Here is a 14,176-nt window from a genome sequence, read left to right as displayed (position 1 = left end):
ACGTGACTGGTAACTGCGAGCTGCCAGAAGGCGTTGAAATGGTAATGCCAGGTGACAACATCCAGATGACTGTCACTCTGATCAAGACCATCGCGATGGAAGACGGTCTGCGCTTCGCTATCCGTGAAGGCGGTCGTACCGTCGGCGCCGGCGTCGTAGCCAAAATCATCGAGTAATCGTTGATCGTTTAGAAAGGCCCCCGCTTTTGCGGGGGCTTTTTTATTGGGTTGACACTCAGTGGGGGTGTCTATAGAATCACGCCTCCTTTTAACGGGCGTAGTGCGCCCGGTGGGAATAGCAGCCTGGAGTCTGAAATCCAATGCAAAATCAGCAAATCCGTATCAGGTTGAAGGCTTTTGACCATCGCCTGATCGACCAATCCACCCAGGAAATCGTGGAAACCGCGAAACGTACTGGTGCTCAAGTGCGTGGTCCAATTCCACTGCCTACCCGTAAAGAGCGGTTCACCGTTCTGGTCTCCCCGCACGTCAACAAAGACGCGCGTGACCAGTACGAGATCCGTACTCATAAGCGCGTACTGGACATCGTCCAGCCAACGGATAAAACCGTTGATGCTCTTATGAAGCTCGATCTTGCGGCAGGCGTGGAAGTGCAGATCAGCCTCGGCTAAGACTCGGGTCTTAGTCGTGTAACGCTCTGAAATGGGCGGCCATAGCGGGTGAAAGCCCCGTACACTCATGAGGTTTACAACATGACTATTGGTGTAGTCGGTCGTAAATGCGGTATGACCCGTATTTTCACCGAAGAAGGTGTCTCCATTCCGGTCACGGTCATTGAGATCGAGCCGAATCGCGTCACCCAGTTCAAAACCGAAGAAACTGATGGCTATCGCGCAGTGCAAGTCACTGTTGGCGAGCGTCGCGCTTCGCGTGTGACTGCTGCTCAAGCAGGTCACTTCGCTAAAGCGAACGTTGCCGCTGGTCGCGGTGTCTGGGAATTCCGTCTTGAAGAAGGCGAGTACCAGGCTGGCGACTTGATCAATGCAGAAATCTTCGCTGCTGGCCAAATGGTAGACGTTACCGGTCAGTCGAAAGGTAAAGGCTTTGCCGGTACCATCAAGCGTTGGAATTTCCGCGGTCAAGACAATACCCACGGTAACTCCGTTTCCCACCGCGTCCCGGGCTCTATCGGCCAGTGCCAGACTCCTGGTCGTGTATTCAAGGGCAAAAAAATGTCCGGTCACATGGGCGCCGAGCGCGTGACCGTTCAGTCCCTCGAAGTAGTGCGCGTCGACGCTGAACGCAATCTGTTGCTGGTCAAGGGTGCCGTTCCTGGCGCTACTGGCGGCAATCTGGTTGTGCGTCCGGCTGCCAAGGCTCGCGGTTAAGGGGAAGCTGACATGCAACTAAATGTAAATGACGCTCAAGCGATCGAAGTTTCCGAACTGACTTTCGGCGGCGAATTCAACGAGACGCTGGTACACCAAGCAGTCGTGGCCTACATGGCCGGCGGCCGTCAGGGCACCAAGCAGCAGAAAACCCGTTCCGACGTTGCTGGTGGCGGCAAGCGCCCATGGCGTCAGAAAGGCACTGGCCGCGCTCGTGCCGGTACTATCCGTAGCCCAATCTGGCGTGGCGGCGGTACCACTTTCGCAGCTCGTCCTCAAGACCACTCGCAGAAGCTCAACAAGAAGATGTACCGCGCAGCAATGCGTTCCATCCTCGCCGAGCTGGTGCGTACCGACCGTCTGGTCGTGGTTCAGGACTTCGCTGTTGAAGCACCGAAAACCAAAGACCTGCTGAACAAACTGAACGGCATGGGTCTGAGCGACGTACTGATCGTTTCTGATGCTGTTGATCAGAATCTGTACCTGGCTGCTCGCAACCTGCCGCACGTCGACGTACGTGACGTACAGGGTTCCGATCCGGTCAGTCTGATCGCATACGACAAGGTGTTGATCACCGTGTCGGCCGTGAAGAAATTCGAGGAGCTGCTGGGATGAACCAGGAACGCGTATTTAAAGTTCTACTTGGCCCGCACGTTTCCGAGAAGGCCACGGTTCTGGCTGACAAGAAAGGCCAGTTCGTTTTCAAGGTTGCTACCGACGCAACCAAGCTGGAAATCAAGAAGGCCGTCGAAAGCCTGTTCAGCGTGAAAGTGGAAAGCGTGACTACCCTGAACGTTCTGGGTAAGACCAAGCGTACCGCTCGCGGTCTGGGCAAGCGTAATGACTGGAAGAAGGCGATCATCTCCCTTCAACCCGGCCAAGATCTCGATTTCAGCAGCAGTGCTGAGTAAGGAAGGGGTGCATCATGGCAATCGTTAAATGCAAACCGACTTCCCCTGGCCGCCGTTTCGTGGTCAAGGTGGTCAACAAGGAGCTGCATAAAGGCGCTCCTCACGCACCGCTGCTCGAGAAGAAATCGAAGTCTGGTGGTCGTAACAACAATGGCCGCATCACTACGCGTCACGTAGGTGGTGGTCATAAGCAGCATTACCGTATGGTCGACTTCCGTCGCAACGACAAGGACGGCATCGTCGCCACTGTCGAGCGTATCGAATACGACCCGAACCGTACTGCTCACATCGCACTGCTCTGCTACGCAGACGGCGAGCGCCGCTACATCATCGCCCCTAAAGGCGTGAGTGCTGGCGACCAGCTGATCGCAGGTGCTCTGGCTCCAATCAAGCCAGGCAACTCCCTGCAACTGCGCAACATTCCAGTGGGTAGCACCATTCACGGCATCGAACTGAAGCCGGGCAAAGGTGCACAGATCGCTCGTTCCGCTGGTGCTTCGGCTCAGCTGATCGCTCGCGAAGGTGTCTATGTGACCCTGCGTCTGCGCTCTGGTGAAATGCGTAAAGTCCTGGCTGAGTGCCGTGCGACCCTGGGCGAAGTCTCGAACTCCGAGCACAGCCTGCGTTCGCTGGGTAAAGCTGGTGCCAAACGCTGGCGTGGCGTTCGCCCAACCGTTCGTGGTGTTGCCATGAACCCGGTTGACCACCCACATGGTGGTGGTGAAGGTCGTACCTCCGGTGGTCGTCATCCGGTATCGCCATGGGGCTTCCCGACTAAGGGCGCGAAGACTCGTGGTAATAAGCGTACCGACAAAATGATCGTCCGTCGTCGCAAGTAAATAGAGGGATACGACAGTGCCACGTTCTCTGAAAAAAGGTCCTTTTATCGATCTTCACCTACTGAAGAAGATCGAAGTGGCGGCGGAAAAGAACGATCGCAAACCAGTTAAGACCTGGTCGCGCCGTTCGATGATCCTGCCACAAATGGTCGGTCTGACCATCGCGGTACACAACGGTCGCCAACACGTCCCAGTTCTCGTGAACGAAGACATGGTCGGCCATAAACTGGGCGAGTTCGCCGGTACCCGCACCTACCGCGGGCACGTGGCTGACAAGAAAGCCAAGCGTTAAGGGGTAAGGAAATGGAAGTAGCCGCTAAGTTGTCGGGCGCTCGCATCTCCGCCCAGAAAGCCCGCTTGGTCGCCGACCAGATCCGCGGGAAGAAGGTGGGCGAAGCGCTCAACCTGTTGGCCTTCAGCAGCAAAAAAGCCGCTGAAATCATGAAGAAAGTCCTCGAGTCGGCCGTAGCCAACGCCGAGCATAACGAAGGCGCAGACGTTGATGACCTGAAGGTCTCCACCGTTTTCGTCAACGAAGGGCGTTCGCTGAAGCGCATCATGCCGCGTGCCAAAGGCCGCGCTGATCGCATCGTCAAGCGGTCTTGCCATATCACTGTCAAGGTTGCGGACAAGTAACGGAGTCGATCAGATGGGTCAGAAAGTACATCCCACTGGCATTCGCCTGGGAATCGTCAAGGAGCACACCTCCGTCTGGTACGCAGACGGTCGGACTTATGCGGACTATTTGCTCGCAGATCTGAATGTGCGTGAGTACCTCCAAGACAAACTAAAAAGCGCGTCCGTTAGCCGTATCGATATCCATCGTCCGGCTCAAACTGCACGCATCACCATCCACACCGCTCGTCCAGGTATCGTTATCGGGAAGAAAGGTGAAGATGTTGAGAAACTGCGTCAGGACCTGACCAAGCAAATGGGTGTGCCTGTGCACATCAATATCGAAGAGATCCGCAAGCCGGAACTCGACGGTATGCTGGTAGCTCAGAGCGTAGCTCAGCAGCTGGAGCGTCGTGTGATGTTCCGTCGCGCCATGAAGCGCGCCGTACAGAACGCCATGCGTATTGGTGCCAAGGGCATCAAGATCCAGGTGAGCGGTCGTCTCGGCGGTGCTGAAATCGCACGTACTGAATGGTATCGCGAAGGTCGTGTGCCACTGCACACCCTGCGTGCCGACATCGACTATGCCACTTACGAAGCTCACACCACTTACGGTGTGATCGGTGTGAAGGTTTGGATTTTCAAAGGCGAAGTTATTGGTGGTCGCCAAGAAGAACTGAAACCACAAGCACCAGCGCCTCGTAAAAAAGCTGCTAAGTAAGGGGTACGCCAAATGTTGCAACCAAAGCGTACAAAATTCCGCAAGCAGATGACTGGCCACAACCGTGGTCTGGCACTGCGCGGTAGCAAAGTCAGCTTCGGCGAGTTTGCTCTGAAAGCTGTTGCTCGCGGTCGTCTCACCGCTCGCCAGATCGAATCGGCACGTCGTGCCCTGACCCGTCACGTAAAACGTGGCGGCAAGATCTGGATCCGTGTATTCCCGGACAAGCCGATCTCCAAGAAGCCTCTCGAAGTGCGGATGGGTAAAGGTAAGGGTTCCGTGGAGTACTGGGTTGCCCAGATCCAGCCAGGCAAGGTCCTGTACGAGATCGAGGGTGTTTCTGAAGAGCTGGCGCGTGAGGCATTCGCCTTGGCGGCTGCAAAGCTGCCTCTCGCCACCTCCTTTGTTAAGCGGACGGTGATGTGATGAAAGCGAATGAACTTCGTGAAAAATCAGCACAGCAGCTGAACGAGCAACTGCTCGGCTTGCTGCGCGACCAGTTCAATCTGCGTATGCAGAAGGCAACTGGCCAGTTGGGGCAGTCGCACCTGCTCTCGCAAGTTAAGCGTGACATCGCTCGCGTGAAAACTGTGCTCAACCAGCAGGCAGGTAAGTGATCATGGCTGAAGCTGAAAAAACCGTCCGTACGCTGACTGGCCGTGTCGTCAGCGACAAGATGGACAAAACCATCACCGTACTGATCGAGCGTCGCGTAAAGCACCCGATCTACGGTAAATACGTTAAGCGTTCGACTAAGCTGCACGCGCACGACGAAACCAACCAGTGCCACATCGGCGACAAGGTCTCCATCCGCGAGACTCGTCCGCTGGCCAAGACCAAGTCCTGGGCACTGGTTGAAGTTCTCGAACGCGCTGTTGAAGTCTAAGGGCTAGGGGTCGGAGAAATTTTATGATTCAGACTCAATCCATGCTCGATGTGGCCGATAACAGCGGCGCTCGTCGCGTCATGTGCATCAAGGTGCTCGGCGGTTCGCACCGTCGCTACGCCGGTATCGGTGACATCATCAAGGTAACCGTCAAGGAAGCAATTCCTCGCGGTAAAGTGAAGAAAGGCCAGGTGATGACTGCTGTTGTAGTCCGCACTCGCCACGGTGTCCGTCGTGCTGACGGCTCCATCATCCGCTTTGATGGCAATGCTGCTGTTCTGCTGAACAACAAGCAAGAGCCGATCGGCACCCGTATCTTTGGGCCAGTGACCCGTGAACTTCGTACTGAGAAGTTCATGAAGATCGTCTCGCTCGCCCCAGAAGTGCTGTAAGGAGATCCGACATGCAAAAGATTCGTCGTGACGACGAGATCATCGTGATCGCCGGCAAAGACAAAGGTAAGCGCGGTAAGGTGCTCAAGGTTCTCGCTGACGACCGTCTGGTCGTTGGTGGGATCAACCTGGTGAAGCGTCATACCAAGCCTAACCCTATGTCGGGCGTACAAGGCGGTATCGTCGAGAAAGAAGCGCCACTGCACGCTTCCAACGTCGCCATCTTCAACGGCGAAACCAACAAGGCTGACCGCGTTGGTTTCAAAGTAGAAGAAGGCAAAAAAATTCGTGTCTTCAAGTCGACCCAAAAAGCGGTTGATGCTTGAACACTGCTAGGTAGAAGACCATGGCACGACTGAAAGAGATTTACCGGAAGGAAATTGCTCCCAAGCTTAAGGAAGAACTTAAGCTGGCGAACGTGATGGAAGTTCCGCGCGTTACCAAGATCACCCTGAACATGGGTCTGGGCGAAGCTGTCGGCGACAAGAAAGTCATCGAGCACGCTGTAGCTGACCTCGAGAAGATCACCGGTCAAAAAGCCGTTGTGACTTTCGCTCGGAAATCCATCGCGGGCTTCAAAGTCCGTGAGGGCTGGCCGATCGGCGTCAAAGTCACTCTGCGCCGTGATCGTATGTACGAATTCCTGGACCGCCTGCTGGCGATCTCCCTGCCTCGGGTTCGCGACTTCCGCGGCCTGAATGCCAAGTCCTTCGACGGTCGTGGCAACTACAGCATGGGCGTGAAAGAGCAGATCATCTTCCCGGAAATCGACTACGACAAGATCGATGCTCTGCGCGGTCTGGACATTACCCTGACCACCACTGCTCGTACGGATGACGAAGGTCGCGCTCTGCTGCGCGCTTTCAAATTCCCGTTCCGCAACTGATTGGAGTAGGAAAATGGCCAAGAAGAGCATGAAAAACCGCGAGCTGAAGCGTCAGCTCACGGTTGCTAAATACGCCAAGAAGCGTGCTGAGCTCAAAGCTACCATCGTTAATCTGAATGCAACTCCAGAAGAACGTTGGGCAGCCTCGATCGCTCTGCAGAAGCAGCCACGTGACGCAAGCGCCTCGCGCATGCGTAACCGCTGCCGCATCACCGGTCGTCCACACGGCGTTTACCGCAAGTTCGGCCTCGGCCGTAACAAGCTGCGTGAAGCAGCAATGCGCGGTGACGTTCCAGGTCTGGTCAAAGCCAGCTGGTAAGACGTACCGGCAGGGCCCTGGCGGCGGGGGAGTGATCTTCCGACCGCCGGTGATCTTGCAACGAAACAAGCCCCTTATGGGGCTTGTTTCGTTTCTGGGATGTGTCTAGAATGACCGGCTCACCTGAGCCCGGGTTTTTTGCCCGTTGTGTTCAGGTGACTGTAGTAGCCGAAAGGCTAATTTTTCTTGTATCAGGAGCGTCTAGCCCATGAGTATGCAGGACCCGTTAGCGGACATGCTAACTCGAATCCGTAATGCCCAGATGGCTGAAAAGTCCGTCGTAAGCATGCCGTCCTCGACCCTGAAGGTGGCTGTAGCCAAAGTTCTGAAAGACGAAGGTTACATCGCGGGTTATCAGGTCAGCAGTGAAGTCAAACCTTCGCTGTCCATCGAGCTGAAATACTTCGAAGGCCGTCCGGTCATCGAGGAAGTCAAGCGCGTAAGTCGTCCAGGCCTGCGTCAGTACAAGTCCGTCGAAGAACTGCCGAAAGTACGTGGCGGTCTGGGCGTGTCTATCGTCTCCACCAACAAAGGTGTGATGACTGATCGTGCTGCGCGCGCTGCCGGTGTCGGCGGCGAAGTACTCTGCACAGTGTTCTAAGGGGGGATAAGCATGTCTCGCGTCGCTAAGAACCCCGTTAAGCTGCCAGCCGGTGTCGAAGTCAAATTCGTCGGCCAACAGCTTTCGGTGAAGGGTGCCAAGGGCACTCTCGAACTGAACGTTCACTCGTCCGTTGAAGTTGTTGAAGAAGCTGGTGAGCTGCGTTTCGCTGCTCGCAACGGCGACCAACAAACTCGCGCAATGGCCGGCACTACCCGTGCACTCGTGAACAACATGGTCCAGGGCGTAAGCCAAGGCTTCGAGCGCAAGCTCCAGCTGGTCGGTGTTGGTTACAAGGCGCAAGCCAAGGGCACCGTGCTGAACCTGGCGCTCGGCTTCTCGCACCCAGTGGATTATGAACTGCCTGAGGGCATCACCGCTGAGACCCCTAGCCAGACCGACATCCTGATCAAGGGTATCGACAAGCAGCTGGTAGGTCAGGTGGCCGCTGAAATCCGCGACTTCCGTCCACCAGAGCCGTACAAAGGCAAGGGTGTGCGTTACGCGGACGAAGTCGTCCGTCGTAAAGAAGCCAAGAAGAAGTAGGGCATAGCAAATGACCGACAAAAAAGTTACTCGACTGCGTCGCGCTCGCAAAGCACGCCTGAAAATGCACGAACTCGAAGTCGTGCGTCTCTGCGTGTTCCGCTCCTCGCAGCACATCTATGCCCAGGTCATTTCGGCCGACGGCAGCAAAGTCCTGGCCAGCGCCTCGACTTTGGACAAAGACCTGCGTGATGGCGCCACTGGCAACATCGACGCGGCCACTAAGGTTGGCAAGCTGGTAGCTGAGCGCGCGAAAGCCGCCGGTGTATCTCAAGTTGCCTTTGACCGTTCTGGCTTCAAGTACCACGGCCGCGTTAAAGCGCTGGCAGATGGTGCTCGTGAAGGCGGACTGGAGTTCTAAGTTATGTCAAATAACGATCAAAAGCGCGACGAAGGCTACATCGAGAAGCTGGTTCAAGTTAACCGCGTAGCCAAAACCGTAAAAGGCGGCCGTATCTTCACCTTCACCGCGTTGACCGTGGTAGGTGATGGCAAGGGTCGCGTTGGTTTCGGCCGTGGCAAATCGCGCGAAGTACCTGCTGCGATCCAGAAAGCCATGGAAGCTGCCCGTCGCAACATGATTCAGGTAGACCTGAACGGCACCACTCTGCAGTACGCCACCAAGTCCGCCCATGGCGCTTCGAAGGTGTACATGCAGCCTGCTTCCGACGGTACCGGTATCATCGCCGGTGGCGCGATGCGTGCTGTCCTGGAAGTTGCTGGCGTTCAGAACGTCCTGGCCAAGTGCTACGGCTCGACCAACCCAGTGAACGTGGTTCATGCCACTTTCAAGGGTCTGAAGGCTATGCAATCTCCTGAATCCATTGCTGCCAAGCGCGGCAAGAGCGTCGAGGAGATCCGCTGATCATGGCTACCGTCAAAGTAACGCTGATCAAAAGCACCGCCGGCCGTCTCCCTAACCACAAACTGTGTGTTAAGGGTCTGGGTCTGCGCCGCATCGGTCACACTGTAGAAGTCCTGGATACTCCCGAGAATCGCGGGATGATCAACAAGGCTTACTACATGCTGCGCGTCGAGGGTTAATCGATGAAACTCAATGATCTGAGTCCAGCGCCGGGTTCCCGTCGCGAGAAGCATCGTCCGGGTCGTGGTATCGGTAGTGGTTTGGGCAAGACCGGTGGCCGTGGCCACAAAGGTCAGACCTCCCGCTCCGGTGGCACCATCGCTCCAGGCTTTGAAGGCGGTCAACAGCCGCTGCACCGTCGTCTGCCGAAATTCGGCTTCGTTTCCCTGAAAGCCATGGACCGCGCAGAAGTGCGTCTGTCCGAGCTGGCCAAAGTGGAAGGCGACGTTGTCACCGTGCAATCCTTGAAGGATGCCAACGTGATTAACCAAAACGTACAGCGTGTGAAAATCATGCTGTCCGGCGAAGTTACTCGCGCGGTCACCATCAAGGGTATCGCAGCCACCAAAGGTGCGCGTGCGGCTATCGAAGCAGCTGGCGGCAAGTTCGAGGAATAAATGGCTAAGCAAGGTGCTCTCTCTTCGCTCGGTAAAGGCGGGATGTCTGAACTTTGGGCTCGTCTGCGTTTTCTGTTTCTGGCGATCATCGTCTATCGGATAGGCGCACACATCCCAGTTCCAGGCATCAACCCGGACCGGCTGGCGGAACTGTTTCGACAGAATGAGGGGACCATTCTTAGCTTGTTCAACATGTTTTCCGGCGGCGCGCTGGAACGGATGAGCATCTTTGCACTGGGGATCATGCCGTACATTTCGGCATCGATCATCATGCAGCTGATGACCGCCGTCAGCCCGCAGCTGGAGCAGTTGAAGAAGGAAGGTGAAGCTGGCCGTCGCAAGATCAGCCAGTACACCCGCTACGGCACCGTTATCCTGGCGCTGGTCCAGGCTGTTGGCATGTCCATCGGCCTGGCCGGTCAGGGTGTAGCGTTTTCTGCTGACTTTGGCTTCCATTTCGTCGCTGTCTCCACGTTTGTGGCGGGTGCGATGTTCATGATGTGGCTGGGTGAGCAAATCACGGAGCGCGGTGTAGGCAACGGTATCTCGATGTTGATTTTCGCAGGTATCGTCGCCGGTCTTCCGAGAGCAATCGGGCAGTCTTTCGAGTCTGCACGTACGGGCGATATCAACATTTTCGCTCTGGTCGCTATCGGTTTGCTGGCAGTAGCGATTATCGGTTTTGTGGTGTTCATTGAGCGTGGTCAGCGTCGAATCGCCGTTCACTACGCCAAGCGTCAGCAGGGCCGCAAGGTCTTCGCTGCGCAGACTAGCCACTTGCCGCTGAAGGTGAACATGGCCGGGGTCATCCCAGCCATTTTCGCAAGCAGCATTTTGCTGTTCCCGGCTTCGCTGGGTGCCTGGTTTGGTCAGTCTGAAGGTATGGGCTGGCTGCAGGACATCTCGCAGTCGATCGCTCCTGGTCAGCCGTTGAATATTCTGCTGTTTAGTGCAGGGATTATTTTCTTCTGCTTCTTCTATACGGCGTTGATGTTCAATCCGAAAGACGTAGCGGAAAACCTGAAGAAGTCCGGTGCCTTTATTCCGGGCATCCGTCCAGGCGAGCAGTCGGCGCGCTACATTGATGGCGTTCTGACCCGCTTGACCATGTTCGGTGCTCTTTATATGACGGCCGTGTGTCTGTTGCCCCAGTTCCTGGTGGTAGCGGCAAACGTTCCGTTCTACCTTGGCGGGACCTCGTTGCTGATTGTGGTAGTGGTTGTGATGGACTTCATGTCCCAAGTACAATCGCACCTCGTTTCGCACCAGTACGAATCCCTGATGAAGAAAGCCAACCTGAAAGGCTACGGTGGCAGCGGAATGCTGCGCTGAGAGACCCTTAAGGTTCGAGGAGTTGGTGATGAAAGTTCGTGCATCGGTGAAAAAGCTGTGCCGTAACTGCAAAATTATTCGCCGCGAAGGTGTTGTGCGAGTGATTTGCAGCGCGGAACCACGTCACAAGCAGCGCCAAGGCTGAGTGTGATCTGTGCTTCAAACCCAGCAGCTAGTGCGCTGCTGGGTTGATTATTTGTTTCTACAGCGATATTATCTCGCGCCCTATTTCTTGGCTTCCGGGGCGTAGGTAGCTGTCAATTGGAGTCCCACTGAATGGCCCGTATTGCAGGCGTTAACATTCCAGATAACAAGCACACTGTTATCTCGCTGACCTACATCTATGGTGTCGGTCGCACAACTGCACAGAAAATCTGTGCAGACACTGGGGTCAACCCAGCCGTGAAGATCAAAGATCTGAGCGACGAGCAGATTGAACAGCTGCGTAGCGAAGTTGCGAAGTTCACCACTGAAGGTGACCTGCGTCGCGACATCAACATGAAAATCAAGCGGTTGATGGACCTGGGTTGCTACCGCGGCCTGCGTCATCGTCGGGGTCTGCCAGTACGCGGTCAGCGTACCAAGACCAACGCGCGTACCCGTAAAGGTCCGCGTAAGCCGATCCGCAAGTAATCGCACCAGCGAATCGACAGGAATATAGACATGGCAAAACCTGCTGCTCGTCCTCGTAAAAAAGTTAAAAAGACAGTGGTTGATGGCATCGCCCACATCCATGCGTCCTTTAACAACACCATCGTGACCATTACCGATCGTCAAGGTAACGCCCTGTCCTGGGCTACCTCCGGCGGTTCGGGTTTCCGCGGTTCCCGCAAGTCCACCCCGTTCGCTGCTCAAGTAGCTGCTGAGCGTGCTGGTCAAGCTGCGCTGGAATATGGTCTGAAGAACCTCGACGTCAACGTCAAGGGTCCAGGTCCAGGTCGTGAGTCCGCTGTTCGTGCTCTGAACGGCTGTGGCTACAAGATCGCCAGCATCACCGACGTGACGCCAATCCCGCATAACGGGTGCCGTCCGCCGAAGAAGCGCCGCGTGTAATCAGGAGACAGATAAATGGCACGTTACATTGGTCCAAAATGCAAACTGTCTCGTCGTGAAGGCACCGATCTGTTCCTGAAGAGCGGCGTTCGCGCTCTGGAATCGAAGTGCAACATCGAAGCAGCCCCAGGTATTCACGGTCAGCGCCGCGGTCGTCAGTCCGACTACGGCACCCAGCTGCGTGAAAAGCAAAAAGTCCGTCGTATCTACGGCGTGCTCGAGCGTCAGTTCAGCGGTTACTACAAGCAAGCGGCCTCCTCGAAGGGCGCTACTGGTGAGAACCTGCTGCAACTGCTCGAATGCCGTCTGGATAACGTCGTTTATCGTATGGGCTTTGGCGCTACTCGTGCCGAATCCCGTCAGCTGGTTTCGCACAAAGCGATCAGCGTTAACGGCAAGACTGTAAACGTTCCGTCCTACCAAGTTCGTCCGGGTGACGTGGTCGCGGTTCGCGAGAAGTCGCTGAACCAGCTGCGCATTGTTCAAGCCCTTGAACTGTGCGCCCAGCGTGGCCGCGTTGAGTGGGTAGATGTAGACACCGCGAAGAAGTCGGGCGTTTTCAAGAACGTTCCTGCTCGCAGTGATCTGTCTGCCGACATCAACGAAAGCCTGATTGTCGAGCTCTACTCCAAGTAAGGGCTAGAAAATAGGTGCATCCATGCAGATTTCGGTAAATGAGTTCCTGACGCCCCGCCACATCGATGTGCAGGTCGTCAGTCCAACCCGCGCTAAAATCACTCTCGAGCCTCTCGAGCGTGGTTTTGGCCATACCCTGGGCAACGCGCTGCGCCGCATCCTGTTGTCCTCCATGCCTGGCTGTGCAGTAGTCGAGGCCGAGATCGACGGTGTACTCCACGAGTACTCCGCCATCGAAGGTGTTCAGGAAGACGTCATTGAAATCCTGTTGAACCTGAAAGGCCTGGCTATCAAACTGCACGGTCGTGACGAAGTTACGCTGACCTTGTCGAAGAAGGGTTCGGGGGTGGTTACCGCTGCCGATATTCAGCTGGATCATGATGTCGAGATCGTTAACCCCGATCACGTAATCGCTAACCTGGCGTCCAATGGCGCCTTGAACATGAAGCTCACCGTAGCTCGTGGTCGTGGTTATGAACCGGCCGATTCGCGTCAGAGCGATGAAGACGAAAGCCGCAGCATTGGTCGCTTGCAGCTCGACTCTTCGTTCAGCCCGGTTCGCCGTATCGCATACGTGGTGGAAAACGCCCGTGTCGAGCAGCGTACTAACCTGGACAAGCTGGTTATTGATCTGGAAACCAACGGTACTCTGGATCCTGAAGAGGCAATCCGTCGTGCTGCAACCATCCTGCAACAGCAGTTGGCTGCATTCGTCGACCTCAAGGGTGACAGCGAACCAGTGGTAGTCGAACAGGAAGACGAGATCGATCCGATCCTGCTTCGTCCGGTTGACGATCTGGAATTGACCGTGCGTTCGGCCAACTGCCTTAAGGCGGAGAACATTTACTACATCGGCGACCTGATTCAGCGTACCGAAGTAGAACTGTTGAAGACTCCGAACCTGGGCAAGAAATCCTTGACCGAAATCAAGGACGTTCTGGCCTCCCGTGGTCTGTCCCTCGGCATGCGCCTCGACAACTGGCCGCCTGCAAGTCTTAAGAAGGACGACAAGGCGACTGCCTGATCGTCGTAATCACCGAACGTAGTGTTTGGTAAGGAATGAACCCATGCGTCATCGTAAAAGTGGACGTCACCTGAGCCGTACCAGCTCTCACCGTAAGGCCATGTTCCAGAACATGGCGGTGTCGCTGTTCGAGCACGAGCTGATCAAAACTACTCTGCCAAAAGCCAAGGAACTGCGCCGCGTTGCCGAGCCGCTGATCACCCTGGCCAAGGAAGACAGCGTTGCTAACCGTCGTCTGGCTTTCGACCGTACCCGTTCGAAAGAAATCGTCGGTAAGCTGTTCAACGATCTGGGCAAGCGCTATGCCACCCGTCAGGGCGGCTACCTGCGTATCCTCAAGTGCGGTTTCCGCGCTGGCGATAACGCACCTATGGCGTACGTCGAGCTGGTTGATCGTCCTGTTGGTGGCTCGGTTGAAGCTGCTGAGTAAGGCGAACAGTCTGTAACAAGGAACCGGGCCCAGTGCCCGGTTTTTTGTTTCTGCGTGAATTGAAATAATCTATTGATCTCAGTCATGTAATGAATTTGATGGTGTCATGTTCCTGGTCGATACTTCTGCCTACGCCGATTAGCCGGCCGCAAAAG

General features: G+C 55.7%; 29 protein-coding genes. All 29 read left to right on the top strand.

Features of this window, described 5'->3' with window-relative positions; all coding sequences use genetic code 11:
- Positions 1–176: EF-Tu C-terminal domain-related protein (locus JZZ72_RS15110; RefSeq protein WP_448180506.1), on the top strand; the 176-nt coding region annotated here is incomplete at its 5' end.
- Between the two features lie 143 nt (positions 177–319).
- The gene (gene rpsJ / locus JZZ72_RS15105; protein ID WP_003186070.1) at positions 320–631 is read left to right on the top strand and encodes a 30S ribosomal protein S10; all 312 of its coding nucleotides are present in this window, start codon (positions 320–322) and stop codon (positions 629–631) included.
- A gap of 81 nt (positions 632–712) precedes the next feature.
- Positions 713–1,348: a 50S ribosomal protein L3 gene (rplC, locus tag JZZ72_RS15100; RefSeq protein WP_043861931.1), complete on the top strand. Its 636-nt coding sequence runs from the start codon at positions 713–715 to the stop codon at positions 1,346–1,348.
- A 12-nt stretch (positions 1,349–1,360) separates the two neighbouring features.
- A complete protein-coding gene (gene rplD, locus JZZ72_RS15095) occupies positions 1,361–1,963 on the top strand; it encodes a 50S ribosomal protein L4 (RefSeq protein ID WP_010220305.1) in 603 nt (200 codons plus the stop codon).
- Positions 1,960–2,259, top strand: coding sequence for a 50S ribosomal protein L23 (gene rplW / locus JZZ72_RS15090; RefSeq protein WP_009397515.1), 300 nt, complete (start codon positions 1,960–1,962; stop codon positions 2,257–2,259). Before rplD ends, rplW begins: the two co-directional genes overlap by 4 nt.
- 14 nt (positions 2,260–2,273) lie before the next feature.
- On the top strand, positions 2,274–3,098 hold the full coding sequence (gene rplB / locus JZZ72_RS15085) for a 50S ribosomal protein L2 (RefSeq protein ID WP_078481646.1): 825 nt from the start codon (positions 2,274–2,276) through the stop codon (positions 3,096–3,098).
- Between the two features lie 16 nt (positions 3,099–3,114).
- Positions 3,115–3,390 carry a 30S ribosomal protein S19 gene (gene rpsS / locus JZZ72_RS15080; RefSeq protein WP_002555486.1) on the top strand — a complete coding sequence of 92 codons (276 nt, stop codon included), beginning with the start codon at positions 3,115–3,117 and terminating at the stop codon, positions 3,388–3,390.
- An 11-nt stretch (positions 3,391–3,401) separates the two neighbouring features.
- Positions 3,402–3,734: a 50S ribosomal protein L22 gene (rplV, locus tag JZZ72_RS15075; protein WP_003103908.1), complete on the top strand. Its 333-nt coding sequence runs from the start codon at positions 3,402–3,404 to the stop codon at positions 3,732–3,734.
- A 13-nt stretch (positions 3,735–3,747) separates the two neighbouring features.
- Positions 3,748–4,434: a 30S ribosomal protein S3 gene (gene rpsC, locus JZZ72_RS15070; RefSeq protein ID WP_010220308.1), complete on the top strand. Its 687-nt coding sequence runs from the start codon at positions 3,748–3,750 to the stop codon at positions 4,432–4,434.
- 12 nt (positions 4,435–4,446) lie between these two features.
- Complete coding sequence (rplP, locus tag JZZ72_RS15065) at positions 4,447–4,860, top strand: 50S ribosomal protein L16 (protein ID WP_003255479.1); 414 nt, start codon at positions 4,447–4,449, stop codon at positions 4,858–4,860.
- On the top strand, positions 4,860–5,051 hold the full coding sequence (rpmC, locus tag JZZ72_RS15060; protein ID WP_002555481.1) for a 50S ribosomal protein L29: 192 nt from the start codon (positions 4,860–4,862) through the stop codon (positions 5,049–5,051). The genes rplP and rpmC overlap by 1 nt, the downstream gene beginning before the upstream one ends.
- A gap of 2 nt (positions 5,052–5,053) precedes the next feature.
- The gene (rpsQ, locus tag JZZ72_RS15055; RefSeq protein ID WP_008374160.1) at positions 5,054–5,320 is read left to right on the top strand and encodes a 30S ribosomal protein S17; all 267 of its coding nucleotides are present in this window, start codon (positions 5,054–5,056) and stop codon (positions 5,318–5,320) included.
- Positions 5,321–5,343: 23 nt separating this feature from the next.
- Positions 5,344–5,712, top strand: a complete 369-nt coding sequence (gene rplN / locus JZZ72_RS15050) for a 50S ribosomal protein L14 (RefSeq protein WP_002555479.1) — start codon at positions 5,344–5,346, stop codon at positions 5,710–5,712.
- Positions 5,713–5,723: 11 nt separating this feature from the next.
- Positions 5,724–6,038 (top strand): 50S ribosomal protein L24, encoded by a 315-nt coding sequence (rplX, locus tag JZZ72_RS15045; RefSeq protein ID WP_008374158.1) that lies wholly within the window; start codon positions 5,724–5,726, stop codon positions 6,036–6,038.
- Between the two features lie 20 nt (positions 6,039–6,058).
- Positions 6,059–6,598, top strand: coding sequence for a 50S ribosomal protein L5 (rplE, locus tag JZZ72_RS15040; RefSeq protein ID WP_043861930.1), 540 nt, complete (start codon positions 6,059–6,061; stop codon positions 6,596–6,598).
- A gap of 13 nt (positions 6,599–6,611) precedes the next feature.
- Positions 6,612–6,917, top strand: a complete 306-nt coding sequence (rpsN, locus tag JZZ72_RS15035; protein ID WP_043861929.1) for a 30S ribosomal protein S14 — start codon at positions 6,612–6,614, stop codon at positions 6,915–6,917.
- A gap of 208 nt (positions 6,918–7,125) precedes the next feature.
- Positions 7,126–7,518, top strand: coding sequence for a 30S ribosomal protein S8 (rpsH, locus tag JZZ72_RS15030; protein WP_010220313.1), 393 nt, complete (start codon positions 7,126–7,128; stop codon positions 7,516–7,518).
- 12 nt (positions 7,519–7,530) lie between these two features.
- A complete protein-coding gene (rplF, locus tag JZZ72_RS15025; protein ID WP_043861928.1) occupies positions 7,531–8,064 on the top strand; it encodes a 50S ribosomal protein L6 in 534 nt (177 codons plus the stop codon).
- 10 nt (positions 8,065–8,074) lie between these two features.
- Positions 8,075–8,425, top strand: a complete 351-nt coding sequence (gene rplR / locus JZZ72_RS15020) for a 50S ribosomal protein L18 (protein ID WP_043861927.1) — start codon at positions 8,075–8,077, stop codon at positions 8,423–8,425.
- 3 nt (positions 8,426–8,428) lie between these two features.
- A complete protein-coding gene (gene rpsE, locus JZZ72_RS15015; protein ID WP_043861926.1) occupies positions 8,429–8,929 on the top strand; it encodes a 30S ribosomal protein S5 in 501 nt (166 codons plus the stop codon).
- Positions 8,930–8,931: 2 nt separating this feature from the next.
- The gene (gene rpmD, locus JZZ72_RS15010) at positions 8,932–9,108 is read left to right on the top strand and encodes a 50S ribosomal protein L30 (protein WP_010220317.1); all 177 of its coding nucleotides are present in this window, start codon (positions 8,932–8,934) and stop codon (positions 9,106–9,108) included.
- A 3-nt stretch (positions 9,109–9,111) separates the two neighbouring features.
- Positions 9,112–9,546: a 50S ribosomal protein L15 gene (gene rplO / locus JZZ72_RS15005; RefSeq protein WP_010220318.1), complete on the top strand. Its 435-nt coding sequence runs from the start codon at positions 9,112–9,114 to the stop codon at positions 9,544–9,546.
- Positions 9,547–10,878 carry a preprotein translocase subunit SecY gene (secY, locus tag JZZ72_RS15000; RefSeq protein ID WP_043861925.1) on the top strand — a complete coding sequence of 444 codons (1,332 nt, stop codon included), beginning with the start codon at positions 9,547–9,549 and terminating at the stop codon, positions 10,876–10,878.
- 28 nt (positions 10,879–10,906) lie between these two features.
- Entirely contained in the window at positions 10,907–11,023 is a 117-nt protein-coding gene (rpmJ, locus tag JZZ72_RS14995; RefSeq protein ID WP_002555468.1) for a 50S ribosomal protein L36, read from the top strand.
- A gap of 131 nt (positions 11,024–11,154) precedes the next feature.
- A complete protein-coding gene (gene rpsM, locus JZZ72_RS14990) occupies positions 11,155–11,511 on the top strand; it encodes a 30S ribosomal protein S13 (RefSeq protein ID WP_043861924.1) in 357 nt (118 codons plus the stop codon).
- Positions 11,512–11,541: 30 nt separating this feature from the next.
- The gene (gene rpsK, locus JZZ72_RS14985) at positions 11,542–11,931 is read left to right on the top strand and encodes a 30S ribosomal protein S11 (protein ID WP_002555466.1); all 390 of its coding nucleotides are present in this window, start codon (positions 11,542–11,544) and stop codon (positions 11,929–11,931) included.
- Between the two features lie 15 nt (positions 11,932–11,946).
- Positions 11,947–12,567: a 30S ribosomal protein S4 gene (gene rpsD / locus JZZ72_RS14980; protein WP_043861923.1), complete on the top strand. Its 621-nt coding sequence runs from the start codon at positions 11,947–11,949 to the stop codon at positions 12,565–12,567.
- Between the two features lie 22 nt (positions 12,568–12,589).
- Positions 12,590–13,591: a DNA-directed RNA polymerase subunit alpha gene (locus tag JZZ72_RS14975; protein WP_003186012.1), complete on the top strand. Its 1,002-nt coding sequence runs from the start codon at positions 12,590–12,592 to the stop codon at positions 13,589–13,591.
- A 43-nt stretch (positions 13,592–13,634) separates the two neighbouring features.
- Positions 13,635–14,021, top strand: coding sequence for a 50S ribosomal protein L17 (rplQ, locus tag JZZ72_RS14970; protein ID WP_002555463.1), 387 nt, complete (start codon positions 13,635–13,637; stop codon positions 14,019–14,021).
- Positions 14,022–14,176 lie beyond the last annotated feature (155 nt).

It is taken from the genome of Pseudomonas palmensis, from assembly GCF_017848315.1.
Taxonomy (GTDB): Bacteria; Pseudomonadota; Gammaproteobacteria; order Pseudomonadales; family Pseudomonadaceae; genus Aquipseudomonas; species Aquipseudomonas palmensis.
Note: the sequence above shows the minus strand (reverse complement) of the source record. Positions and strands in the feature narration are given on the sequence as shown.

Excerpts from the sequence above, each read along its gene's own strand:
- rpsJ (WP_003186070.1), top strand. The coding sequence starts at position 320 with ATGCAAAATCAGCAAATCCGTATCAGGTTGAAGGCTTTTGACCATCGC.
- rplC (WP_043861931.1), top strand. The coding sequence starts at position 713 with ATGACTATTGGTGTAGTCGGTCGTAAATGCGGTATGACCCGTATTTTC.
- rplD (WP_010220305.1), top strand. The coding sequence starts at position 1,361 with ATGCAACTAAATGTAAATGACGCTCAAGCGATCGAAGTTTCCGAACTG.
- rplW (WP_009397515.1), top strand. The coding sequence starts at position 1,960 with ATGAACCAGGAACGCGTATTTAAAGTTCTACTTGGCCCGCACGTTTCC.
- rplB (WP_078481646.1), top strand. The coding sequence starts at position 2,274 with ATGGCAATCGTTAAATGCAAACCGACTTCCCCTGGCCGCCGTTTCGTG.
- rplV (WP_003103908.1), top strand. The coding sequence starts at position 3,402 with ATGGAAGTAGCCGCTAAGTTGTCGGGCGCTCGCATCTCCGCCCAGAAA.
- rpsC (WP_010220308.1), top strand. The coding sequence starts at position 3,748 with ATGGGTCAGAAAGTACATCCCACTGGCATTCGCCTGGGAATCGTCAAG.
- rplP (WP_003255479.1), top strand. The coding sequence starts at position 4,447 with ATGTTGCAACCAAAGCGTACAAAATTCCGCAAGCAGATGACTGGCCAC.
- rpmC (WP_002555481.1), top strand. The coding sequence starts at position 4,860 with ATGAAAGCGAATGAACTTCGTGAAAAATCAGCACAGCAGCTGAACGAG.
- rpsQ (WP_008374160.1), top strand. The coding sequence starts at position 5,054 with ATGGCTGAAGCTGAAAAAACCGTCCGTACGCTGACTGGCCGTGTCGTC.
- rplN (WP_002555479.1), top strand. The coding sequence starts at position 5,344 with ATGATTCAGACTCAATCCATGCTCGATGTGGCCGATAACAGCGGCGCT.
- rplX (WP_008374158.1), top strand. The coding sequence starts at position 5,724 with ATGCAAAAGATTCGTCGTGACGACGAGATCATCGTGATCGCCGGCAAA.
- rplE (WP_043861930.1), top strand. The coding sequence starts at position 6,059 with ATGGCACGACTGAAAGAGATTTACCGGAAGGAAATTGCTCCCAAGCTT.
- rpsN (WP_043861929.1), top strand. The coding sequence starts at position 6,612 with ATGGCCAAGAAGAGCATGAAAAACCGCGAGCTGAAGCGTCAGCTCACG.
- rpsH (WP_010220313.1), top strand. The coding sequence starts at position 7,126 with ATGAGTATGCAGGACCCGTTAGCGGACATGCTAACTCGAATCCGTAAT.
- rplF (WP_043861928.1), top strand. The coding sequence starts at position 7,531 with ATGTCTCGCGTCGCTAAGAACCCCGTTAAGCTGCCAGCCGGTGTCGAA.
- rplR (WP_043861927.1), top strand. The coding sequence starts at position 8,075 with ATGACCGACAAAAAAGTTACTCGACTGCGTCGCGCTCGCAAAGCACGC.
- rpsE (WP_043861926.1), top strand. The coding sequence starts at position 8,429 with ATGTCAAATAACGATCAAAAGCGCGACGAAGGCTACATCGAGAAGCTG.
- rpmD (WP_010220317.1), top strand. The coding sequence starts at position 8,932 with ATGGCTACCGTCAAAGTAACGCTGATCAAAAGCACCGCCGGCCGTCTC.
- rplO (WP_010220318.1), top strand. The coding sequence starts at position 9,112 with ATGAAACTCAATGATCTGAGTCCAGCGCCGGGTTCCCGTCGCGAGAAG.
- secY (WP_043861925.1), top strand. The coding sequence starts at position 9,547 with ATGGCTAAGCAAGGTGCTCTCTCTTCGCTCGGTAAAGGCGGGATGTCT.
- rpmJ (WP_002555468.1), top strand. The coding sequence starts at position 10,907 with ATGAAAGTTCGTGCATCGGTGAAAAAGCTGTGCCGTAACTGCAAAATT.
- rpsM (WP_043861924.1), top strand. The coding sequence starts at position 11,155 with ATGGCCCGTATTGCAGGCGTTAACATTCCAGATAACAAGCACACTGTT.
- rpsK (WP_002555466.1), top strand. The coding sequence starts at position 11,542 with ATGGCAAAACCTGCTGCTCGTCCTCGTAAAAAAGTTAAAAAGACAGTG.
- rpsD (WP_043861923.1), top strand. The coding sequence starts at position 11,947 with ATGGCACGTTACATTGGTCCAAAATGCAAACTGTCTCGTCGTGAAGGC.
- JZZ72_RS14975 (WP_003186012.1), top strand. The coding sequence starts at position 12,590 with ATGCAGATTTCGGTAAATGAGTTCCTGACGCCCCGCCACATCGATGTG.
- rplQ (WP_002555463.1), top strand. The coding sequence starts at position 13,635 with ATGCGTCATCGTAAAAGTGGACGTCACCTGAGCCGTACCAGCTCTCAC.